Raw genomic sequence first — 24,282 nt, forward strand, 5'->3', positions numbered from 1 at the left:
TCATTCATGTTCGTGGCAACACATGTACGCCGAACCCGTCCAACATATCACTTAGCAAAGATAGCGGCAAGCCAACTACATTAAAATAACATCCTTCAATGCGATCGATCAGTGAAGCACCAATGCCCTGAATGGCATATGATCCTGCCTTGTCTGAAGGCTCACCTGTCTGCACATAAGCACGGATGGTTGCATCCGACAGCTCTTTCATTGTTACATCGGTCTGGCGGTAATGAACTAACGACTGTCCATTGCCCGCATCAATACAAGCAACGCCCGTAAACACCCGATGTACGCGGCCCTGCAGCCGGGATAACATACGTTCAGCATCCGCTTCGTCTACAGGTTTGCCTAGAATCTCACCATCCAGAACAACAACGGTGTCACTACCAACAATAATGGCTTCCTGCTCGCGGCCTTCAAGCCCGCGATACACGGCAAGCGCCTTGCGCAAAGCAAGCTCCTGCACCGTCTGTTCAGGTGTCCACTCTGGTGGTGTATCTTCATTGGCATGACTTGGTATTACATCAAACGCTAGGTGGAGTGATGCGATCAGTTCTTTGCGCCGAGGCGATGTGGAGGCCAGAATAATAGGGCGCTGTTGTGTGTTATCCAAAATGAACGGCTCCTTATGCCACGGCAACATCCTGTCCGGATCACGATAATAGATGTCACTGGTTTAATTTTTTTCGTCATAACTCGTCATTCTCCTACAGTCTGCGATAAAGCCACACAGCGGCAATCATACCGATCAGACTCAGAAGGCTCATTTGAAATTGAAGTGAAATATCATAACTGATAATATCCAGATCAGCCTGTGGCGACCAACGTATGGTCGTGGCTTTCGTAAGAAAGGCTACTGCCTTTACAGGCTGCAGTGCCTTGGCGATCCACGCTCCGGCCATCCAGCCGAGCAGCAGAAACAGCAATAACATGCCGAAGTTTTTTTTCATCGGTAATCTTCCCTCGCCATTTTTTGACACCCACATTATTATACGGGGTTTTGTACGTCAATACAAACACAAATCCGGCAAGGGGAACTATTTCCAGTTCCTTGCCGGATGGGTATTTCCAAGCGTTGTTATGGGAAAGAGCATGTTACTGCTTTATCGCTTCAAGCCATTTTTTCTGCTGCAGTACATATTCCATCAGATCGGACTGCACGGACCACATGTGCACATCATCCGGGTTTTTGTTGTACTCTGCGATAGCCGTAATTGCACTGTTCATTGATTTCTCCATTCCACCAATAAGAGGTTGTACATCTGCGGTCAGGCCAGGTGTAAGACTATTCAATCCGGTCAGCCATGACTGGTGCTTATTTTGAAGCGCGGTCATCGTTTCTGTAGAGACTGCTGCCGGAGCAGACTGTCCCAGCTGCTGAATGGACAAGGTAGATAATTGTTCGACCAGTGCAGAACTGTTTGTGAAGAAAAGCTGCACATCCTCTTGCTTGCCACCGAATATAGCCGGATTGATCTCAGGGTTCACGATCTCCTTGACGTATAGCTCAACTCCCTGGGCTTTTAACCTGGAGCTAAGTAGCTTGGCCTCTTCACGATCAGCCGAAATGCCTGCATATACTCGATTGCCATCTTCAGGATCATAACCTGCGGCTATACCTGCCTGAGCGAGCTCAAGCTTGGCCTGCTCAGCACGTTCAGGAGAACTAAATACACCGTATTGAAGTGCATAATACGTGCTGCCAGTCGTAGCTGTCTGAAGTTGCTGTTCTGTACCTGCAGTCCCCTCCTGACCCGTCACAGTGGAAACTGCCTGATTGACGGGAAGAAGATCGCCTGGCTTGACGGCTCCTTCTTTATTGAAAAATGAAAGAATAACCATGCCGAATAGTGCTCCCGTAACAAGTGCCCCAGTGACAGAACCAATCATTTTCCATCCCCTTGGAGGGCGATTGCGTTTATAGGAATAGTTCTCCGAATCTGCAAGCCAGTCGTGGCCCTGATCATCATGTGTATTGGACAGATCACGACGCTCTTCCTCCGCATTATCGGTGTGATTAACATAACCGGAACCGGAACGGTTCCCAAAATAATGGGTCTCATCCAAGTTCAAGTTCGAATCATGACTCACCCGCTCGTCAGGTTCAGGTACAGTAGAGCTTGTCAGCACCGTCTCTCCCCAGTCTCCGGGGATATCCTCAGGCGTCCATGATGGGGTTGTATCCATCTGCTTAGGCGTTAGCGGTTGATTATGCGGTAATTCTTCACTTAACGTCACCAATGGACTGGACCCGGATATCCTCTTGTTCTCAGGCTTGTCCGACTCATGATCTCCGAAGCGAAACGTCATTCTAGCATTGCTCACCCGTACCCTCTCCTTTGTCCCATTTATAACAGCTATATGCAGAGACTGGAGGTTACATTCCATATAACGCAAAAAAAACGCCTGCTTCGTATCGAAGACAGGCGATTTCTCAATTGATTTATTTCAAACCTTTGGCAAGTGTATCGCCGACTTTCCAAATATCCCCTGCACCCATCGTAATCACAAGATCTCCTGGCTGCAGACGATGCTGCAGATCAGCTACCACTTCTTCTTTTGTAGGAAGGTAACGTGCAGAAGCATTACTGTTTTGAACGATCAGTTCAACCAGTCTGGCTGAGGTTACCCCTTCGATCTGTTTTTCGCCCGCAGGAGAATAGATATCCGTAATAAGCACTTCATCCGCTTCTGCGAAAGCACGACTGAACGCATCCAGCAGGAAGAACGTCCGCGTATAACGCTGTGGCTGGAATACCGCAATAATACGTTTGCCCGTTGCTTTGGCGGCACTAATGGTAGCTTCAATCTCAGTCGGGTGATGAGCATAATCATCGATGATCAGCATATCACGCGCCTCACCCAATACCTGGAATCTGCGTTTGGCTCCGTGGAATTGGATGATGGCTGCTACAATCTTCTCAAATGGAATGCCCGCTTCCAAACAGGTAATCACAGTAGCCATTGCATTATAAACGTTATGCTTACCCGGCACTGATAATTCCACCGTGCCCATAGCAGCACCCTGATGATTCATCGTAAAGGAGATACGGCGATCGCCCAGTACAATATCCGTTGCCGTATAATCTGCAGCACGATCAATACCATAGGTTGTAATCCGTGACTTGAGTTCTGGCAAAATCGCTTGAACATTCTCGTCGTCAGAACACACAATCGCTGTTCCTTCCGGACGAATCTGGCTCAGGAACTGCACATAAGCCCTTTTGAGCTCCTCAAAATCACTGTTGTAATTCTCCAGATGATCTGCCTCAATATTGGTTACAATACCGAGCCATGGATGGTACTGCAAAAACGAACCATCGCTCTCGTCCGCTTCAGCGACTACCCAATCGCCTTGACCAGCCTTCGCGTTGGTACCCACATTCATGATTTCTCCGCCAATAATGTATGTCGGATCTGTATCACATTTATCCATAACAAGTGCAATCATGGATGAAGTGGTTGTTTTACCATGAGCCCCAGCTACAGCCACACCTTTACGTTCGTTCAACAAACGTGCAAGCATCTGGGAACGATGCAGAATCGGAATGTTCAGCTCTGCAGCTGCTACCCGTTCCACATTATCAGCAGGCGCTGCCGTAGAGTAGACAACAAGGTCTGCTCCAGTGACGTGCTCTGCCGTATGTCCGATATATATTTTCGCTCCCTTGGCTGCCAACTTCTCGGTCAACTCCTGTGAAGCGACATCCGATCCGGTAACGGTGTATCCCATTTCCAACATAACTCTTGCGATGGCACTCATGCCATATCCGCCAATCCCTATAAAATGAACGTGTTCCGATGTATTTAACAAAACTTTCACCAACCTTTTTCAGAATCGGTTTGATGCAAAAGGGCTGCCCGCACATCCGCAATCAGGTACAGTGTGCCGGAGACCACCCCCAGATCTTCCGCTTCCGTCCGTGACTTCAATAGATCAAGTGCCTTTGCCCATTCGGGCTCGACGATGATTTCCAGTTCCTGCTTCGCAATGGCGGGACGTACCCGTTCGACAATCTGCAGCAATTCGGCTGCATCCATTTTGCGTCGGAAATCTGGCTCGGTCAGGATCAGCGTATCCACTAGTGGCAGTATATGCTGCAAATACGCTTCGTGATGCTTATTTGCCAACATACCCATCATCAAAATTAACTTGTTGTGCGGATAGACATCCATAATGCTCTTGGCCAGTGACTCTGCCCCTTCTGGATTATGTGCTCCATCAAGCACAATTCGGGGTTCATCGACGACTTTTTCGAATCTTCCTGCCCAGAAAGCATTCTCCAGTCCAAGTGCAATATCGTTGTCATCCAGCATAAATGCCATGTATTGTCTAAGCAATTCAAGCACCATAAGTGCGGCCGCTGCATTGTCACATTGATGTGAGCCCTGCATACGTATGCGAACGTCCAGGTCACGAAACGGGCCTGTAAAATGAAAAGATTGTCCGTTCTCATTGCTGTCCAGTCTATGATAAGAGAATTGATCTCCAGCCAAATACACGCTTGATTGAAGCTGCTGTGCTTTCTCCTGAATCACCTTCACAGCTTCGGGTTGAGTCGCGCATGTCACAACGGGTACTCCCGGCTTGATAATACCTGCCTTTTCTCCAGCAATCTGCTCAATCGTATCTCCAAGCACATCCGTATGATCCATACCAATGTTGGTGATGACGGACACAACAGGTGCGACAATATTCGTTACGTCCATCCTTCCCCCTAGCCCCGTCTCCCATACCACAACGTCAGGGTAACACTCCTCTGCATAGTACAGAAGCGCCAGAGCCGTGGACACCTCAAACATCGTGGGTGATCCAAGCGGAGTGGAGGCCATTTCCATGACCAGTGGATGTAATCGATTCGAGAGCTTAAGCAGGATTTCTTCAGGAATATCCTCACCGTTGTATTGAAAACGGTTTGTAAACTTGGTGATATAAGGCGAAGTAAAGGTACCCACATCATATCCAGCCTGAAGAAGCACTGACGTCAAAAAAGCGCAAGTCGAACCTTTGCCGTTCGTTCCCGCGACATGAATAAATTTGAGACGTTGGTGTGGGTTGCCTAACATGGACATCAGACTCTCGATTCGTTCCAATCCAGGTCGGATGCCAAAAGGAATAAGGCCATTGATCCAGTCCACGGCCTCGTTATACGTAAGTAAAGGAGCTGCTGCATCTGTCCCGTCTAATTCCGTCATCTGATTCACCTTCGGTCCCGAGTTTGAGTGAAAAAAGCGGCCGGATGGCATAATGGCTCTCCATCCGACCCAAATATATTAACCTTTAAGTTCCTTGATTCGTGCAATCACTTTATCCCGTTTATCGGAATAATCGGCTTGCTTGGCGCGCTCTTCCTCAATAACTTTGGCAGGAGCTTTGGCAACAAAGCCTTCGTTCGCCAGCTTTTTCTCTACACGGAGAACTTCGCCCTCAAGGTTCTCCAACTCTTTCTCCAAACGAGCCACTTCCTGCTCGATATCAATAAGACCTGCGAGCGGCAAGTATAGTTCTGCCCCCGTAATGATCGCAGTCATTGCCTTGTCCGGTGAGTTTAAATCCAGCCCACTATCGAACTCGGACGTATTACAGAAACGTTTGATGTAGTGACTGTTACGCTCAATGATGCTGGACGTCTCAGCACTATTTGCTTTGACCATCAACTCGATCTTTTTGCTCATCGGCACGTTCACTTCTGCACGAATGTTTCGAACTGCACGAATGGTATCCATGAGCAGGTTCATCTCGGCAACAGCCTCTGGGTTCTCAAGAGCAGGATCATATACCGGCCATGATGCCAGCGTAATCGTCTCACCTTCATGCGGCAGATGCTGCCAGATCTCTTCGGAGATGTATGGCATAAACGGATGAATCAGGCGCATGGTCTGATCCAGCACATAAGCAAGCACGGATTGTGTTTTCTTCTTGGCAACCGGATCTTCCCCATAGAAGGACAGCTTAGCAAACTCAATGTACCAGTCACACAGGTCATCCCAGATAAAGTTATACAACACACGACCCGTTTCCCCAAATTCATACGCTTCGATTAGACGCGTAATATCGCGGGAAGTTTCGTTCAGACGGTGCAAAATCCAATAATCCGCTGTACCAAGCTCTCCACTGATGTCACGTTCCTCATAGGTGAATCCTTCCAGATTCATCAATGCAAAGCGCGAAGCATTCCAGATCTTGTTGGCGAAATTACGAGCCTGCTCCACCCGTTCCCAACGGAAACGCAGATCCTGACCTGGCGTGCTGCTGGTTGAGATCATGTAACGCATTGCATCTGCGCCGTATTTCTCAATCACATCCAGCGGGTCTACACCGTTGCCCAATGATTTGGACATTTTGCGTCCATCTGCGTCACGAACAAGACCATGCATCAGTACATCCTTGAACGGAATCTCATCGGTGAATTCCAATGCAGTGAAAATCATACGTGCAACCCAGAAATATATGATGTCATACCCTGTCACAAGTACACTTGTCGGATAATAACGTTGCAGATCTTCCGTATCTTCCGGCCAGCCTAGTGTGGAGAAAGGCCATAATCCGGAGCTAAACCATGTATCCAGAACGTCTTCATCCTGTCTGAGCTTGCGTCCAGCATACTCTGGCAGCGTTGTTGGATCTTCAGCAGATACGATGATTTCACCCGTTTCCTCATCATACCAGGCAGGAATACGATGTCCCCACCACAGTTGACGGGAAATACACCAGTCACGAACGTTCTCGATCCAGTTCAGATAGGTTTTCTCAAAACGGTCTGGAACAAAATTAACCCCTTCGCCGCTCTGTTGTTTCTTGATCGCTCTCTCTGCAAGTGGCTTCATCTCAACAAACCACTGAGTAGAGAGATACGGCTCAACAACAGCTCCGGTACGTTCACTGTGTCCAACCTGATGCGTGTGATCCTCAATATTGATCAATACGCCCTGCTCTTTCAAGTCTGCAACAATCTGCTTGCGGCAGTCACTGCGATCCAGTCCCTGATACTTGCCAGCCTCAGCATTCATTGTACCGCTCTCATCCATTACAGTAATTTGAGGCAGATCATGACGAAGACCTACTTCAAAGTCATTTGGATCATGCGCAGGCGTGATTTTAACTGCACCACTTCCGAACTCTTTATCCACATAATCATCAGCGATAATTGGAATTTCGCGTCCAATGATTGGCAGTACAAGTACTTTACCAATCATATCTGCATAACGCTCATCCTTCGGATGTACAGCAACCGCTGTATCACCCAGCATCGTTTCAGGACGCGTTGTTGCCACGGTAACGTAGCCACTTCCGTCTTTGAGTGGGTAACGCAGATGGTACAAGTGACCCTGAACCTCTTTATATTCAACCTCAATGTCGGACAGAGCTGTCCGGTTCACCGGGTCCCAGTTAATGATGCGTTTCCCTCGGTAAATAAGGCCTTTTTCATACAGTTGAACAAATACTTTGCGAACCGCTTGGGACAGACCTTCATCCAGCGTAAAACGTTCACGTGAGTAGTCAAGCGACAATCCCATTTTGCCCCATTGCTGACGAATGGTAGTGGCATATTGATCTTTCCAGTCCCATACTTTCTCCAGAAACTTCTCACGTCCCAGATCATAACGAGTCAGACCTTCTTCACGCAGCTTCTGCTCCACTTTGGTTTGGGTTGCAATACCTGCATGGTCGGAACCCGGAAGCCACAGTGCATCATAACCTTGCATCCGTTTGGTGCGGATCAGAATATCCTGCAGTGTAAAATCGAGCGCATGCCCAATGTGCAGCATCCCGGTCACATTTGGGGGCGGAATTACAATTGTATACGGCTCGGCATCTTTACGTTGACCGGCTTTGAAATATCCACGCTCCATCCAGGTGGCGTACCATTTATCCTCTGCCGCCTTAGGATCGTAAGTGGTCGGCATTTCTGTTGCAGCTGATTTTTTTTCCTCAGACATGTGTCATTCCTCCGTTACTTCATCATCTTCGCCAAAAAAAACAAAAAAAACCTTTCATCCATCAAAGGACGAAAGGTTAGCTTTCGCGGTACCACCTTTGTTTCACGCCGACAGCAAGATAGACTTCACCCTCTGTACATGACGTGACACTTCAAGCAGATAACGGCTGCTACCGGCCCATCCTACCTCAGAAATAAATGACGATAGATCTCATTCATCCCTTGTATTCAAACAGGCAACTCCCGGGCGACTTCGATCAGTTGGTTCCTGCGGAATCTCACAGCGTTGCAATTCCACTCTCTGAAAGGTCATACTGTCTACTACTCCCGTTCCACGTTGTTCTTCAAAAAACCTACACACATCATACCTTGCTCGTGCGCGATAGTCAACCTGACAACAGCGGATAAAGAGCGCTGGAATGCAGGTTTAGGACGAATCATGCAAAAACCCGCAATCCTCAAGGGGATCACGGGTCGTAACGAAGGCTTTAACTGCGGATTAAGGGATGTACAATATCTGACCTTCTTCCACAACCTGCTCAGATAATCGGTTATACAACTGAAGTTCCCTCGTGCTCAATTGATAACGATCTGCAATGGCATCCAGTGTATCTTCTCGCTGAACAATGCACAGTTTCACCTTGCGGAATGGGGTCTGGTCCACGATTGTTCCCAGGAACAGGTTCTTCCATTCCACATCATCAGCTGGATATGTTTCTTCCTGTACCACCCCCGCAGGAACCTCATCACCTCGCTCCACTTCAGCATCGCGTGCCGCTCTGCCCGAGGATAACAAGGAAGAGATACCTACGCCCTCTTCTTGCCGTGGTGCGGATTCTTTTTTGCTGCCAAAAGCAACCTTCAGCTCCGGCTTGTCTTCCGTCTCAGCCACAGGTTCAGGAACAAATGCTTCGTTCTGTACGAACTCGTCTACCCCAGTCGCTTCAAAAGACGGCCGGTCTTCCTCCGCGTTGCCTGGTTCGGACGAAGCAAATACACCTTGCCAGTTCTCCGCCTGTGATTCGCCCGGGACATCGGCAACCGCCTGATTCTCCTGCTGAGGTACAGATCTCGCTGATTCGAAGTGCCATACCTCTGGTGCGTCCGGTACATCCCGTGCTGCCAACTCATTAGATGATTGAGCAGTAGGCTCTGAGACTGCTTGATCTGCACTTCTCGAGTTCGCAGGCAATACATCCACGGAAGGCTCGGACCAACCCGAAGACTCGTCTTCCAGGGGCAGCAATGGTTCCGACTCAGGGTAAGAAGCTAACCGATCAGCAGTCTCAGCCATAAATGACGAGATCGGAGAAGGTTCGCTATATTGCTCATTAGATGCCAATTCATCTGCATTCGCCGTCAGAGATGCGGGATCTTCGTTTGCATCAGGTTGTCTGTTTTCGTTAGCGTACTCCGCACTTTGCTCCTCGGATTGAAGTGGCTCGGCCAATGACGAATTCGCATATTCCTGCTGCGATTCTTCGCTATTCCCTAATTTCTCTTCCCTTGTGGACAGGTCAGCGAATTCAGGAGCACCATATGCAAGTTCTGCTGCATTTGCAAGTCTCTCTTCCTCACTCCGCTGGAGCAGGTACTCTTGTGCAAATGTGTTGGGGTCGCTGCCTGTCTGGGCTGCTTCATCGGAACGGTTGGATTGCTGAGCATCAGGCGAATGAACAACTGTAAACTCATCTGCTGACCACACTTGTGGCTCTTCAACAGGAAAACCTTCGATGCCTCGCAGCGACAATACGCCTGTAATGTTCAGACTGCGATTGGATAACAGATCCACGTCAAAATTTTCGATCTCGATGGAAATATCCTCAATTGATCTGACCCGGTTCAGCGGTACTGTGATCTCCACGGGAATGAAATGTTTGAGCTCCTCTGAAGCCTCATTTTCTCCTCTGTAAGCACCTGTAAGTAAAAGATGCCCTCTTAACGTGGCATGATCATCCTGCCCTATGACTTGAATGCGCGGGTATAGTTCAATCTCCTCCAATTCCTCAATCGCAGGGACTCCCTCAGACAAATGAACGCGCTCATAAATATCGAACCGTAAACCATAAGGTTGATTCAACAAAGGTGGCGTCCTCCTTTCGGCATATGTTCACCATGATCCTTCTCATGGGACTGATCCATGGTCCAAATCCTTCGTTACCCCATCTATATGCCTTGAATGAGGGGAGCATGCCACCTTTTGAAAAACCTTGCTATATATGTTCAACTCATGGTTATTTACACTGTCACTCCAATGACAGAATAACCTTCCGATCACTGTTATCCCCAGATTCTTTTCATTCCTTTTTATTAAGGGAAAATCCGGGGATAGCTTATGCTTCCGAAGCAGCTTTCTTTCAGAAAGCTTTTAGGTGAACGCTTTGCTTCTTCCGGTTGTTTCTGTCCTCTCTGTTTTCGTGTAACCAGTTAGTCGAACTTATATAGTGTATTAATAATTTTGACGCTCTCGCTCTGCCAATTGTGTGAAGTCGGATGGCCAAGGGTCGTTCACTTCAATCATCGCTCCGGTTAACGGATGACTAAACTTAAGCATCTCTCCGTGAAGTGCTTGTCGTCCAATGGCATCCGCTCTACCTCCATACAACGCATCACCAATAAGCGGATGTCCCGCGTAACTCAGGTGTACACGAATTTGGTGTGTGCGTCCTGTATCCAGCTTTAATCGTACAAGGGTTGCTCGTTCCCACACTTCGACGATCTCCACATGAGTAACCGCTTCCTGTCCACCTTCGGAGACACGCCTGCGTTGTTTGTGATGTCTATCCTTGCCAATCGGAGCATCAATTTTGTGGAGTTCAAGGGGAATTTGTCCACCTGCAATAGCTACATAATGGCGACCAATCTCTTTACGACGCATCGCTTCATCCAGTTTGGCGAGGGCAAAAGCATTTTTGGCATATAGGACAGGTCCCGTTGTATCCTCATCCAGTCGATGAACATGGCGTACGCTCGCCTGGATTCCGTTCATTTCATAATAGGAGGCAACCACATGATCCAGCGTGATGGCCTGATCAACACGGCTTCCATCCGGATGCAGTTTCATGCCTGCCGGTTTGTGCATAACCAGACAGAAATCATCCTCATACAATACATCCACATCAGCCCAGCGTGGCTCAACATCGATTGGCTGGGACGCAAAAAGGGCCAGCCGAAGCCGGTCCCCTGCAAGTTGTATTCCTTGGTTTGCTTTTAACTGACGAAGCAGTTTCTCTGGAAACTGAAGTTCAGACAATAGCCATTGCTCTGCAGCCATCGGTTTGTCCGAACTGCCTGTTACGGCTTTTCCTGGCATCAGCTCAAGCCATTCCCCGCGGCGTTTCCAACTTTTGATGGTCATAACGATTGAAGAGCTTTACGATTCGCCTCAATCGTATCGTCAATATCCTGCTCTGTGTGCACACCAGAGACAAACATGCCTTCGTATTGCGAAGGCGCAACACTCACACCTTGATCAATCATGGCCGCAAAATAACGACGGAATTGATCCAGATTACTTTCTTTGGCAATATCATAATTGGTTACGGGAACGGCACTGAAGAATGGACAAACCATGGAACCGACACGGTTAATGGTTATCGCAATACCCGTCTCCACTGCATTTTTCTCTAATCCGGCTTGCAGACGTGCAGACAATGTCTCCAGACGGTCATAGACCTCTGGTTTTAACAATTTGAGTGTGGTATATCCTGCTGCCATAGCCAGCGGATTTCCGCTCAATGTACCCGCCTGATAGATCGGTCCTGTAGGAGCAATCTGTTCCATCAGATCCCGGCGACCACCATAAGCACCAACCGGGAGTCCGCCACCGATAACTTTACCCAGACAAGTTAGGTCAGGTGTAACCCCATACCGTCCCTGAGCACAGTTCAACCCTACGCGGAAACCAGTCATGACTTCGTCAAAAATAAGCAAACTGCCATATTGGGTCGTCAAACTGCGCAGTCCCTCAAGGAAACCGGAAGCCGGCGGTACAACCCCCATGTTACCCGCCACAGGTTCCACAATAACAGCGGCCAATTCTTCACCATAACGTTCAAAAGCAAGCTTCACGGACTCCAGATCGTTATAAGGTACCGTAATTGTATTCACAGCTACACCTTCAGGTACACCTGGACTGTCCGGCAGACCCAGTGTTGCAACACCTGAACCCGCCTTGATCAGCAAACTGTCCGCATGTCCATGATATGATCCTTCAAACTTCAGAATTTTACTGCGTCCGGTTACCCCGCGTGCCAGTCGAATGGCACTCATCGTTGCTTCCGTACCGGAATTAACCATCCGCACGATATCGATAGAAGGTACACGCTCACAGACCAGTTTTGCCATCTCGGTCTCCAACAAAGTCGGTGCACCAAAGCTTGTTCCTTTGAGGGCTGTTTCACGCAAAGCTTCTACAACGTCAGGGTGTGCATGTCCCATGATGAGTGGGCCCCACGATCCCACATAGTCAATAAAAACATTGCCATCAATATCGTAGATTTTGGACCCTTCACCGCGTTCTGCATAGATCGGAGTAAGTCCCACCGATTTGAATGCGCGTACAGGGCTGTTCACACCCCCGGGTATGTACTGCTTCGCTTCCTCAAACGCGCTGCGTGAGCGCTCATCTTTGCGACGATTACCTTGTTGTGCAGTCATGAATATCCTCCTTAATGTAATTTATTTTATTTCTCAGCCAACCATCGTGAAGCGTCTTTTCCGTAGTAGGTAATGATCATATCTGCACCTGCGCGTTTCATGCTGAGCAGGATTTCCATGGCAACTTTTTTCTCTTCGATCCAGCCTTGAATCGCGGCTGCCTTCACCATGGCATACTCGCCACTTACATTATAGGCAACAAGCGGAAGATCAAATTGATCCTTAATCGTGCGCATAACATCCAGATAGGAAAGGGATGGTTTTACCATCAACATATCCGCTCCTTCGAGCACATCCGTCTCTGCTTCACGCAAGGCTTCACGCGCGTTCGCCGGGTCCATCTGATACGACTTGCGGTCTCCGAATTGTGGTGTGGAATCCGCTGCTTCACGGAATGGACCATAAAATGCGGATGCATATTTAACAGAGTAAGACATAATCGGAATATGACTGAATCCATTCTCATCCAGTCCCGCGCGGATCGCTTGTACAAATCCATCCATCATGTTGGATGGTGCAATAATGTCCGCTCCTGCTTTGGCTTGAGACACTGCCGTTTGCACGAGCAGATCCAGTGATTCATCATTTAATACATCTCCGCAGATGTGGCCGTCAATCTCCACGGTGTGCACCATACCGCAGTGACCGTGATCCGTGAATTCACACAGACAAGTATCCGCAACAACCAGCAGTTCCGGGTACCAGGATTTGATCAATCTTGTCGCTTCCTGCACAATGCCATCTTCAGCGAAGCCAGATGAACCCACACTGTCCTTAGTCTCCGGAATACCGAACAATAACACGGCTGGAATTCCCAGCTCGGCAATTTCCGTTACTTCCTCCTGAAGCCGATCCAGCGAGAAGCGGAACACGCCAGGCATGGATTTAATTTCGGATTTTACATTTTCTCCATACGTCACATAGATCGGTTGAATAAAGTCATCCACGGTTAGATGGGTCTCTCTGACCATATTACGAATACCTGTGGATTGGCGTAAACGGCGATGCCGTACAATTGGAAAACTCATACGAGTAAAACCTCCTTGAAAAAAGTTAAATAGAGCAAAAAGGGAAGCGCGCTGGTATCCTATCGAATTCAGCACGCTTCATATGTTGACATGATTACATGTGTATTAACTTCGAAGAGCGCCTTCTTTGGTGCCTGTCCGTTTCCAGTCGCATAGCACTGTGATCAAGCTATCCATCGTTGCTTCCTCTGCCATCAGTGTAACCTTTAGTCCAGCGGCTTCTGCCGTCTTCGCTGTAACAGGTCCGATACACGCAACCTCCACATCCTTCAATAAAGGTAATGGATCTTGCAACCCCATACGTTTCAACATACTCATGAAGTTGGTAACCGTCGATGAACTTGTAAAGGTCACCGCATGAATACCACCTTCTTCAAGCAACTTAAGCAATTCGTCATCATCCTCACCAGCGAGGATCGTATCGTAGATGATGGCTTCGGTGACCTGAAGTCCTCGTTCTCTCAACTGGTCCCGCAACCACGTACGTGCAAGATCACCGTGCGGAAGCAGTACTCTCTGACCTTCCTTCAGTTCACTTTCAAAAGTCTCAAGCATGCCTTCGGCCTGGAAAGGACCTTTGACAACCTCTGCAACGATCCCATGTTTGCGCAAGGCATCTGCTGTGGAAGGTCCTACGGCTGCAATTCTCGCTTGATGAATTGAGCGAATGTCCTTGCCTTCCTGTTCCAGATGGCGGAAGAAAAACTCCACGCCGTTCACACTTGTGAAAAACACCCAGTCGTAGGTGTTTAAAGCACTGAAGGCGTCTTTGACACTTTGCTGCGCAGATTCACTGGACGGCATGACCGTCTCAATGACCGGAAACTCATACGGTTCGCCGCCGAGTTCCTCAATGCGATTCACCAGTTCACTCGCCTGACTGCGAGCACGGGTTACCAGAATTCGTTTGCCAAACAGCGGCAGCGCTTCTGCCCATTTCAACTGTTCCCGCTGATTGACGACATCCCCCACCACAATAACTGCAGGCGGTTGAAAATTGGCTGCGAGCACTTTTGCTTCTATATCTTCAAGGGTGCCTATAAGGGTATCCTGTTCCGCTCGTGTTCCCCAACGAATCAGAGCTACCGGTGTTTGCGCTGGACGACCATGACGAATCAATTGTTCGCTGATATATCCAATTTTGGCAACCCCCATCATAAATACAAGTGTGCCCGTTGCATTCGTCACTTTATCCCAATGAATACTGCGATCAAGCTTGTCCGGACTCTCATGCCCCGTAATAATAGAGATGGAAGATGCATAGTCACGGTGAGTGACGGGAATTCCGGCATAAGCAGGTACACTTATAGCAGCGGTAACCCCAGGTACAATCTCAAACGGAATCCCGTTTTTGTGCAGCAAACCCGCCTCTTCGCCCACGCGTCCAAAGATAGTTGGATCGCCGCCCTTAAGCCGAACCACAACCTTGCCCTCAAGCGCCAGATCCACCAACAGTTGATTGATCTCTTCCTGTTTCATCGTATGCCGATCCGGGCGCTTGCCCACGTAAATCTTGACTGCGCCGGGTTTCATTTGTTTCAACAATCTCGGACTTGCCAAACGATCATAGACTACAGCATCGGCTTTACCGATGGATTCCCAACCTTTTACCGTAATCAGCTTTGCATCCCCAGGACCTGCCCCTACCAAAAAGACCTTTCCCACCATGTCTTCATCCCCTAACTTCTGCCAGTATCTGCTCTGCTCCCCGTTCGATCAATCTCCACGCCACTTCTTCACCCAGACGAACCGGGTCCTTGCCGATCATAGCTTCCTTAAGAATCAGTCCACCATCCGGCGTGCCGACCATACCTGTTAATTGTAACGTGTTTTCACCATTCAGGGAATCTGCATCTTGCTGAGGCACCCATACCGCATGAGCACCAATCGGAACCTGGCAACCCCCATTTAATACACTGAGAAAACGGCGTTCCGCCTGTACAGGAAATGCTGTCTCCGGATCATTATACAGCTGCAGTAAGTGCAACAGTTCCTCATCGTCTTCACGACATTCGATACCAAGCGCGCCTTGACCCACTGCCGGGAGGCAAGCTGTTTCCGTCAGATACTCTGTGATTCGGTCTTCCCAGCCCATACGGTACAATCCTGCAGCCGCCAGAATAATCGCATCGAACCCTTCGGTCTCCAGCTTCCGCAGACGGGAATCAATATTGCCGCGAATCGATTCCAATTGCAAATCTGGACGATAGGCCTTTAATTGGCTCGACCGGCGCAGACTGCTTGTTCCAACTCTAGCTCCTTCTGGCAGTTGATCCAGAGTTAGTCCACCATTAGAGATCAGCGCATCCCGTGGATCTGCACGACGGGGAATAGCCCCATTCGTTAATCCTTCGGGTAACTCGGAAGGCATATCCTTCATGCTATGCACAGCCATATCAATGGTACGATCAAGCATCGCTTGTTCAATCTCTTTGACAAACAAACCTTTGCCTCCGACTTTTGACAACGTTACATCCAGAATGAGATCTCCCTTGGTAACAATCTTATGTACTTCAAAGTCAAAAGCTAATCCTTCCCGCTCACAAATATCGCGTAAATCCTGAATGACATGGCCTGTCTGGGTTAGCGCAAGCGCGCTCTGTCTACTTCCAACTTTAATTGTACGCATATCTACACTTCCTCCTGATTACGGGATATCCAGTCCCCGATTTCTTCTTCGGTCCACCACCGAAAATGGCCTGTACGAATATCTTCTAATATGTGCATTTCAGTTAATTGCCGAAGCAACGTACTTCTGAGACTTGAAGATGACACGCGTGACTTCACCTCGGTCCTCATCTGGTGCAAAAACTCAAGGTAAGTCTCATACTCATCACCGAACTGTCGTTCGAGTGTGGCACGTATCTCCGCAGCTGCTGCCGGTCCCGCTCCTGCTGTGGATATCGCTATGCTTAATCTCCCACGCCTGACCACGCTTGGCGTAATAAAGCTGCTGTGCTCCGAAGACATTGCGTCATTCACCAATATGCCCACAGCCTCAGCATCCCGAACCACAGTTGAATTGACCTCTGAATGGTCAGTCGCTGCATATACGAGAAAGGCCCCCCGCAAATCTCCATTGCGGTAGGACCGGTCTATCCATTGAATTCGGGATTCATGATGCAGTTGTTGTAACACGGGAGTAAGCTCCGGACTAATGACCGTAATCTGTGCCTCAGCATGCAGCAATCCCTTAATTTTACGTTCGGCAACACGTCCACCACCAACCACGCAGCATTTCTTGCCTGAAGTATTCACAAATATCGGCGTGTAACGGTCCATCCCCTTCACTCTCCCGTCCAACGATGAAACGCTGAATACGCATTGGATAAAAAACTTATAATGACAAATCCGTACCCAATCAGTGTCCATCTTGCCATGATAATTGTAGAGAACTGTTTCCTTCTCTTGGATACGAAGTACCCCACATAGATGGCTATAGCAAGACCTGTCGCAATAACTTTAAGATCCAAGAGTAGAATCCAGCGTCTTTCCGCCACAATGGATAATACGGCAAGCATCACAGAAACGCCAAGGAGCGGTGTACCTATGAAATTAGCACCATCCATGTATTTGCCGATCACTTCCAGGCTTGGCATCCGTCGCATCGTATCATTCCACTTTTTTTTCTTCAACTTACGGTGCAGGAACAGATATAACATGGCAAATACCGTAGCAACGGTTAACGCCGCAAAACCAAGATTCGCCAAGGTAATATGCATAATGAGTAATCCATGTACCGTTTGCCAGTTATGCAGTGATATCTCTCCGGCCGTAAACCACAGTCGGTTTAATACCGTAACGGAAAAACCTACAACATTCAGCAACAAAATGACAAATTCAGAACGCTGAATGCGAGTCATGACGAGAGACATCAGCACAATACTGAATGAAAATATAAACAAAAAATCAAAGGTGGTGTAGATGGGGAAATGGCCTTCAGTCCACATGCGCAATATGACATGTGTCACCTGCAGTCCCCAAACAACGACAAGAAACCCTGTGCCTGTCCGCTTCGCCCCCGCATTGCGTCGAATGCAGTCCGAGAAATAGAACAGTAGGCTCAGGGCATACATATAGATTAGAGCTTCATAAACTTGTTCAGCAAGGGTCAAGCTGCCCACCCGCCTTATACGCCTGCCGGAGCATAAGCCGGCACGGGGTCTTGCCGGTTTTCGTTAAGGTGTGCGGGTGGTTTCGCCAGAGCTGTGGCATCACTCTGACTCACTTTTTCAGCGGCCATCTCTACTGAATCTTCCAGAGCGAAAATCTGAGTAAACATGCGCAGAGCTTCATCACCTTGCTTCGTGCCTGCCATTTCCTTAATCCGATTAATCGGATCTGTCGTCATTTGGTTCACAATACTCTTGGTCAAACGACGAATGACTTTACGTTGATGTTCATCGAGCTCAGGCAGTTTATTAAACAGGCTATCCATCGTTTCTTCATGAATGGAAACACCTTTTTCCTGCAAAGCGCGAATAACGGGACGAACACCCAACGTTTTGAGCCAATGGTAATAATCCTCCATCTCAAGCTCAATCATTCTCTCAATCTTAGCAGCTTCCACCTTACGCATCTCGAGGTTGCTCTCCACGATTCCTTCCAGATCATCAATGTCATAGAGAAATACGTTGGATAATTCACCAATCGCTGGGTCAATATCGCGTGGAACCGCAATATCAATCAGGAACAATGGGCGAGATTGACGACGCTTCATGCTCTCCCGTACCACTGCTGCATCCATGACATAACGTTCAGCTCCAGTGGAACTAATCACAATATCAATTTCATTAAGTCGATCTAACGCCTGTTCCATGGTACAAGGTGTGCCCCGGAACTTGGCTGCCAATTCTTCAGCTCTTGCGAGCGTACGGTTCGCCACGATGACCTCGGATGCCCCGTTGGCATAGAGATGTTTCACGGTTAGTTCACTCATCTTGCCAGCACCCAAAATGAGCACCTTCTTGTCTGTGAACATGCCAAATATCCTCTTACCGAGTTCAACAGCAGCATAACTGACAGATACGGCGCTCTCCCCGATGGAAGTCTCCGAATGTGCCCGTTTACCCAACGTAACGGCTTGTTTAAATAACTTATTAAACCAGGTACCTGTTGATTTCTCTTCCTGCGCTTTAAGAAAAGCCTGTTTCACCTGTCCAAGAATCTGAGTCTCACCAATGACCATGGAATCTAGTCCGCAGATGACACGGAACAAATGGCGCATAGCTTGATCATCTTCATATATATATAAGTGTTGCGTAAATTCTTCCCGTGGTACATTAAACCATTGTTCCATAAATGTTCGAATAAAATAACCACACATGTGAAGACGGTCCACCACAACATACAACTCGGTACGGTTACATGTGGCTACGATTACACCTTCCAATACACTCTTGGTCAGCTTGAGCTGCTGCAGCGCTTCAGACAAATCCTTTTCTGCAAATGTGAATCGTTCCCTAACCTCTACAGGCGCCGTGCGATAATTCAAACCAACGACAACGATGTGCATTGCAAGTTCACCTGCCTAATAAATTTCCAATCAAAGTGCTTACTGCATATGTCTATCCATTTATGATTGACAAGGTTAATTATATCACACATCATAGCCGTGACCGGGTCATTTTTATGAAATGTTTATGAAATCACCATGTTCATCATCATATGCACTGTCATTTATTGTAGTGTCTCACCAAAGTTCACCGTTATGCGTTAAAAAGTGTCGATTATGAATATTCATAACGATACGCATATTAAAACAAATAGCCATGGAATTATTCCATGGCTATTAGAGTTTGGGAGGTTATGTGTCCCTCCCGATATGTGAACATTGTGTATGCAATATACTTTTTATTTAAACCCGTTCCGTCTGGTTGTTCATCTCTGGTGTTTCAACTTGCAATTCGCCCAATCCACGTATCAACTTCTTTGCATACGTTTTTTCAGGCTTTAATACGGATACCAGGTAGTCAATAGCAAGCTGTGGATCTACGGTCTCCCCACAAGTGTAACAATCAATCGCTGCAAAACCTCTCTCAGGATACGTATGAATGGAGAGATGGCTCTCAGACAATAGTACAAGTACGGTCGCTCCCTGTGGGTCAAACTGCTTGGACTGCACGGACATTACTGTCGCGCCACATGCCTCCGCTGCTTCAACCATTTGGGCTTCCAGATACTCTGCATTGTTCAGTAGATTAAAGTCGACACCCCAAGTATCAACAGCAACGTGTCTTCCGAAAGTTGAATATTCCATCCTTCGGTTCCCCCTTCCTAGGAATAAAATGTTTGAAAAAATTTCATCCGCTAGGACCTACGTCATTCACTTCCCGAGGGAAAAATCTCTCGCAACATATAATGTCCTGAGTGAATCCTGGTTCCTATATTGTTTTCAACGAGATTAAAAATAACATTGAATCAGAGTGAAATCAACCCTTTTCCAGAAGATTGTAAAATAAATATGTTCAATTCGGAATATTTGATCTCACATCAAAAATCCCCCTGAAACCTCCACATTGGCGAGTGCCACTGCCCGGAAGATACAAGGGAATTCATTATATACATATATCGTTTATAAACATACAATTTTAAGTTAATAAGCTTCAAGCTCAAACAACCGTTTTTGATGACGAGCAAGGGTCTCATCAATCTGATGGAGCTGCTCAGCAGTCGCATCTTTTCTAGTGTCCAGCAGTGAATCGATCTCGGCATACACACGGTTGATTTCGCGTTCTACATCTCTGGCCTGGAACAGATGTTGCAATTCAAGCAACGTATTTTTGTATTCATAGATCACTCGGGTGTTCTCCCCGGTCTTCTCCACAATTTTGTGGACAGTGCCTTGAGCATAAACATACGTCATGGTGAACCCTTTATAGATCCGATGAACGACCCCGTCACCTTTAAAAGTCACAAAGAGCTTCCGGACAACATTGGTCAGATGCAGATTCACCAGGCGGCAAGATAACTCACAGATATAGAACCCTTCTATGCGGTCAAAAGGGAAATGCACTTCTTCTCCACTTACATCCCCTAGCACAACCTCCTGACAACCATTGTCCAACACCTTAACCCGATGATGAAGCCTGCCGTCTTCTGTCATGCGCAAAAACTGATGCATCTGGGGTTCTGACAATTTCATAGTGGCCTTAACATACTCTGTGGCTAACCGCTGAGCCATACAAATCCCTCAATTCTTTCCCGATTGTTTTGTCTTCCTGCACATGTAGCAGTCATCTCAAAATTCTTCAGGCCGGCTAAGCCGGTATGTTTGGTACTGTTGGCAATATGCACCTATGCTCATTATACACTACCCTAACGTTATATTTCTCCAGAGCCAGATGATGAATTCTCACGAAATCCCATAAAAAACCGGATTAATCTGGATCTCATCAAAGATTCACTTAGCATGCTCACTTTCCTGCACTAAAACGGTATACTATCTCGGTTATCCGTTAATTCCGTTGGTTTCTTCCTCATCAGAAGCACCCTCTGCATCCAGCACTGGTGCATACTTATCTATGCGGGCATGGCGGGTAATGATGTCCCATAACTCTTCTTTCCCCAATCCCTCTTCGGATGAAAACGGCACAAACAAATCCCCTGAACGAAGACCCAGTGATTCCTTAATGACTTTGATATATTTGGCTCTGCGTGTTTTTGGAATCTTGTCCATCTTGGTTGCTACAACAACCAAAGGCAGTCCATTATGACGAAGCCATTCGTTCATCATCTTGTCCTCTTTGGACGGTTCATGTCTCATATCCACCATCTGCATAACCAGTTTCAATTCTTCGCGTCCCAACAAGTATTTCTCCATCATTTTACCCCAGGCAAAGCGCTGCTCTTTGGAAACTTTAGCGTAGCCATATCCCGGGAAATCGACGAAGTAGAGATCCTGATTAATTTTATAATAGTTGAGTTGCTGTGTCTTACCCGGTGTTGAGCTCGTCCGAGCCAAATTTTTACGATTGATCAAACGGTTGATCAGGGAAGATTTCCCCACATTGGAGCGTCCCGCCAAAGCAATCTCTGGCAGACCGTCATCGGGGTATTGTTCAGGCCGAACGGCACTGATAATAAATTCAGATTGATTTACTTTCATATTGTATCTTTCCTCTCTTGAACGCCTGTGCTTGCATCACCTGTTGAAGGTATTATGCCATGGATTGTTCTATCATACCAAAAAAACCGTTCCAGCGGACGCCGAAGCCTCCGCAGAACGGTCTACTCTTCATACGAACCTTTCGGATGTGTGGATTACAGGTTAATGCCTGTCTGCTCCACAAGTGCATGCTGCAATACCTGATCCATATGGGCTACAGGTACAAACTCCACATCTTCCTTGATGCTGTCTGGAATGTCACGCAGGTCCCGTTCGTTATCCTTAGGCAATAATATTTTTTTATAACCGGCACGATGGGCTGCCAGTGATTTCTCTTTCAGACCACCAATCGGCAGTACACGTCCACGCAGTGTTATTTCACCAGTCATCGCGATATCCTTGGACACATGTTTGTTTGTTAAGGCTGAGATTAACGCTGTTGCCATCGTAATCCCAGCAGATGGACCATCCTTCGGAATCGCTCCTTCCGGAACGTGAATATGGATATCGTTCTTCTCATGGAAGTCAGGCGAAATTCCAAGCTGTGTAGCTTTGGAACGGGTGTAACTGAATGCGGCTTGTGCCGATTCCTTCATGACATCCCCCAGTTTACCTGTGAGAGTCAATTTACCTGTTCCAGGCACAACAGTCACTTCAATGATAAGGGTATCTCCACCCACTTCAGTCCACGCCAGACCCGTTACAGTACCAATCTGATCTTCCAGTTCGGCCATACCATAACGGAATTTGCCAGGTCCAAGGTAGTCTTTGATCTTATCTGATGAGATGTTAATCTGACCTTCCACACCAGATACGACGTTCTTGGCAGCTTTCCGGCACAACGAAGCCATCTGCTGTTCCAGATTACGCACACCTGACTCCCGTGTATATTCACGAATTACACGCAACAACGCGTCATCCGGTATTTCCAATTGCTTTTCTTCCAGACCATGGTCCTGCTTCTGTTTGGGCAACAAATAGTTTTTCGCAATTTGCAGCTTCTCCAGCTCCGTGTAACCAGGGATGTTGAGCATTTCCATCCGATCCAGCAATGGACGCGGAATATTGTGTACCGTGTTGGCAGTTGTTATAAACATAACGTTGGATAAGTCAAACGGCAATTCTACAAAATGATCACTAAACGTATTATTCTGTTCCGGATCAAGTACCTCAAGTAACGCTGCGGAAGGATCTCCGCGGAAGTCTGAAGCCATCTTATCAATCTCGTCCAGCAGGAATACCGGATTCAGAGAACCTGCCGTTTTCATCCCCTGGATGATACGCCCAGGCATGGCCCCTACATAGGTGCGTCGGTGACCACGAATCTCAGCTTCATCCCGCACGCCGCCAAGAGATATTCTTACAAACTCCCGACCCAGCGATCTCGCGATCGAACGAGCAAGTGATGTTTTACCGACCCCTGGAGGTCCAACCAGACAGAGAATGGGCCCTTTGAGCTTCTTGACGAGTTTCTGGACAGCCAGATATTCAAGCACACGCTCTTTGGGCTTTTCCAATCCGTAATGATCTGCATTCAGCACATCTTCGGCTTTTTGGATATCCAGATCATCCGCTGTCATCTGACTCCAAGGAAGGCCAAGCAGCCAATCCACGTAGTTGCGAATGACTCCGCCCTCAGCTGAACTTGCAGGCATTTTCTCCAGTCGATCAATTTCTTTCTCGACCTTTTCTTTCACCTTGTCCGGCAAGCCGAGTTCTTCCATCTGTGTGCGAAGTTCCTCAACCTCACCCGCACGGCCTTCTTTTTCACCCAGTTCTTTCTGGATCGCTTTCATCTGCTCGCGCAAATAATATTCCTTCTGCGTTTTCTCCATCTGTTTCTTCACGCGTTGGCTGATCTTGCGTTCAAGCTCCAGCACTTCGCGCTCATTGTTCAGGATATCCAGTAATTTCTCCAGACGTTCCCGAACATCGATGGTCTCCAGAATTTCCTGTTTATCCTTGATCTTCAAGGACAGGTGACTCGTGATGACATCGGCCAGACGCCCTGGTTCTTCGATGTCAGACACCGCTGCGAGTGTCTCTGGTGTCACTTTTTTGGACAGATTAATATAATTCTCGAACTGGTTCAGAACGGTACGCATCAAGGCATCCGTCTCCGGATGGGTGTTCTCCTCTTCAGGCAGCTCTTTAGCCAGTACTTCATAATATTCCTCGTTGTCCGTATATTCAATAATTTCAGCCCGTTCCAAGCCTTCTACGAGTACACGAATCGTACCGTTTGGAAGCTTCAGCATCTGTCTGACCTTGGCCACGGTTCCGATTCTGAAAATGTCCTCTTGTGTTGGTTCTTCAATATTTACTTCGGCTTGGGAACATAGGAGAATCAGATGTTCTTCTACCATCGCTTTTTCTAAAGCCTTGACCGATTTCTCCCGGCCCACATCGAGATGCAGTACCATACTCGGGTAGACGAGAAGTCCTCTTAAAGGCAGTAAAGGAAAACGACGACCTTTCGCTTTGCTCGGTCCCATCGCTTTCGCACCTCCAATGGCTCTCAGGTTGTAGTCATTCATTATTCTAT

General features: G+C 47.7%; 19 protein-coding genes and 1 other annotated feature. All 19 genes read right to left on the minus strand.

Features of this window, described 5'->3' with window-relative positions; translation table 11 throughout:
* Nucleotides 1-4: 4 nt before the first annotated feature.
* The gene (locus tag MKZ13_RS24345) at nt 5-616 is read right to left on the minus strand and encodes a Maf family protein (RefSeq protein ID WP_091037560.1); all 612 of its coding nucleotides are present in this window, start codon (nt 614-616) and stop codon (nt 5-7) included.
* Between the two features lie 94 nt (nt 617-710).
* Nucleotides 711-953, minus strand: a complete 243-nt coding sequence (locus MKZ13_RS24350) for a DUF4321 domain-containing protein (protein WP_047841183.1) — start codon at nt 951-953, stop codon at nt 711-713.
* Between the two features lie 145 nt (nt 954-1,098).
* A complete protein-coding gene (locus MKZ13_RS24355) occupies nt 1,099-2,328 on the minus strand; it encodes an SPOR domain-containing protein (protein ID WP_339178859.1) in 1,230 nt (409 codons plus the stop codon).
* Nucleotides 2,329-2,446: 118 nt separating this feature from the next.
* Complete coding sequence (gene murC / locus MKZ13_RS24360) at nt 2,447-3,766, minus strand: UDP-N-acetylmuramate--L-alanine ligase (RefSeq protein ID WP_047841184.1); 1,320 nt, start codon at nt 3,764-3,766, stop codon at nt 2,447-2,449.
* Between the two features lie 56 nt (nt 3,767-3,822).
* Nucleotides 3,823-5,199, minus strand: coding sequence for a folylpolyglutamate synthase/dihydrofolate synthase family protein (locus tag MKZ13_RS24365; RefSeq protein ID WP_036673600.1), 1,377 nt, complete (start codon nt 5,197-5,199; stop codon nt 3,823-3,825).
* 78 nt (nt 5,200-5,277) lie between these two features.
* Nucleotides 5,278-7,944, minus strand: a complete 2,667-nt coding sequence (locus tag MKZ13_RS24370) for a valine--tRNA ligase (protein ID WP_339178861.1) — start codon at nt 7,942-7,944, stop codon at nt 5,278-5,280.
* 61 nt (nt 7,945-8,005) lie between these two features.
* Nucleotides 8,006-8,287, minus strand: a binding site (T-box leader).
* A gap of 155 nt (nt 8,288-8,442) precedes the next feature.
* A complete protein-coding gene (locus MKZ13_RS24375) occupies nt 8,443-10,026 on the minus strand; it encodes a LysM peptidoglycan-binding domain-containing protein (RefSeq protein WP_339178864.1) in 1,584 nt (527 codons plus the stop codon).
* Nucleotides 10,027-10,392: 366 nt separating this feature from the next.
* A complete protein-coding gene (locus MKZ13_RS24380) occupies nt 10,393-11,301 on the minus strand; it encodes an RluA family pseudouridine synthase (RefSeq protein ID WP_339178867.1) in 909 nt (302 codons plus the stop codon).
* Nucleotides 11,298-12,602 (minus strand): glutamate-1-semialdehyde 2,1-aminomutase, encoded by a 1,305-nt coding sequence (gene hemL / locus MKZ13_RS24385; protein WP_339178869.1) that lies wholly within the window; start codon nt 12,600-12,602, stop codon nt 11,298-11,300. The genes MKZ13_RS24380 and hemL overlap by 4 nt, the downstream gene beginning before the upstream one ends.
* A gap of 26 nt (nt 12,603-12,628) precedes the next feature.
* Nucleotides 12,629-13,630 carry a porphobilinogen synthase gene (gene hemB, locus MKZ13_RS24390; RefSeq protein ID WP_339178872.1) on the minus strand — a complete coding sequence of 334 codons (1,002 nt, stop codon included), beginning with the start codon at nt 13,628-13,630 and terminating at the stop codon, nt 12,629-12,631.
* 105 nt (nt 13,631-13,735) lie between these two features.
* Nucleotides 13,736-15,298, minus strand: coding sequence for a uroporphyrinogen-III C-methyltransferase (gene cobA / locus MKZ13_RS24395; RefSeq protein ID WP_339178874.1), 1,563 nt, complete (start codon nt 15,296-15,298; stop codon nt 13,736-13,738).
* Between the two features lie 4 nt (nt 15,299-15,302).
* Nucleotides 15,303-16,259 carry a hydroxymethylbilane synthase gene (gene hemC / locus MKZ13_RS24400; RefSeq protein ID WP_339178877.1) on the minus strand — a complete coding sequence of 319 codons (957 nt, stop codon included), beginning with the start codon at nt 16,257-16,259 and terminating at the stop codon, nt 15,303-15,305.
* 2 nt (nt 16,260-16,261) lie between these two features.
* On the minus strand, nt 16,262-16,912 hold the full coding sequence (locus MKZ13_RS24405) for a bifunctional precorrin-2 dehydrogenase/sirohydrochlorin ferrochelatase (RefSeq protein ID WP_339178879.1): 651 nt from the start codon (nt 16,910-16,912) through the stop codon (nt 16,262-16,264).
* 5 nt (nt 16,913-16,917) lie between these two features.
* A complete protein-coding gene (gene ccsA, locus MKZ13_RS24410; protein WP_047841339.1) occupies nt 16,918-17,706 on the minus strand; it encodes a cytochrome c biogenesis protein CcsA in 789 nt (262 codons plus the stop codon).
* Between the two features lie 53 nt (nt 17,707-17,759).
* Nucleotides 17,760-19,145, minus strand: coding sequence for a glutamyl-tRNA reductase (gene hemA / locus MKZ13_RS24415; protein ID WP_339178881.1), 1,386 nt, complete (start codon nt 19,143-19,145; stop codon nt 17,760-17,762).
* Between the two features lie 342 nt (nt 19,146-19,487).
* Nucleotides 19,488-19,889, minus strand: a complete 402-nt coding sequence (gene speD, locus MKZ13_RS24420; RefSeq protein ID WP_339178883.1) for an adenosylmethionine decarboxylase — start codon at nt 19,887-19,889, stop codon at nt 19,488-19,490.
* Nucleotides 19,890-20,225: 336 nt separating this feature from the next.
* On the minus strand, nt 20,226-20,813 hold the full coding sequence (locus MKZ13_RS24425) for a non-ribosomal peptide synthetase module (protein ID WP_307416328.1): 588 nt from the start codon (nt 20,811-20,813) through the stop codon (nt 20,226-20,228).
* 267 nt (nt 20,814-21,080) lie between these two features.
* The gene (gene yihA / locus MKZ13_RS24430) at nt 21,081-21,737 is read right to left on the minus strand and encodes a ribosome biogenesis GTP-binding protein YihA/YsxC (RefSeq protein WP_221820869.1); all 657 of its coding nucleotides are present in this window, start codon (nt 21,735-21,737) and stop codon (nt 21,081-21,083) included.
* A gap of 155 nt (nt 21,738-21,892) precedes the next feature.
* Entirely contained in the window at nt 21,893-24,232 is a 2,340-nt protein-coding gene (lon, locus tag MKZ13_RS24435) for an endopeptidase La (protein WP_221820870.1), read from the minus strand.
* Nucleotides 24,233-24,282: the final 50 nt, after the last annotated feature.

Source organism: Paenibacillus sp. FSL R5-0701 (assembly GCF_037973995.1).
In the GTDB taxonomy this organism is placed as follows: Bacteria; Bacillota; Bacilli; order Paenibacillales; family Paenibacillaceae; genus Paenibacillus.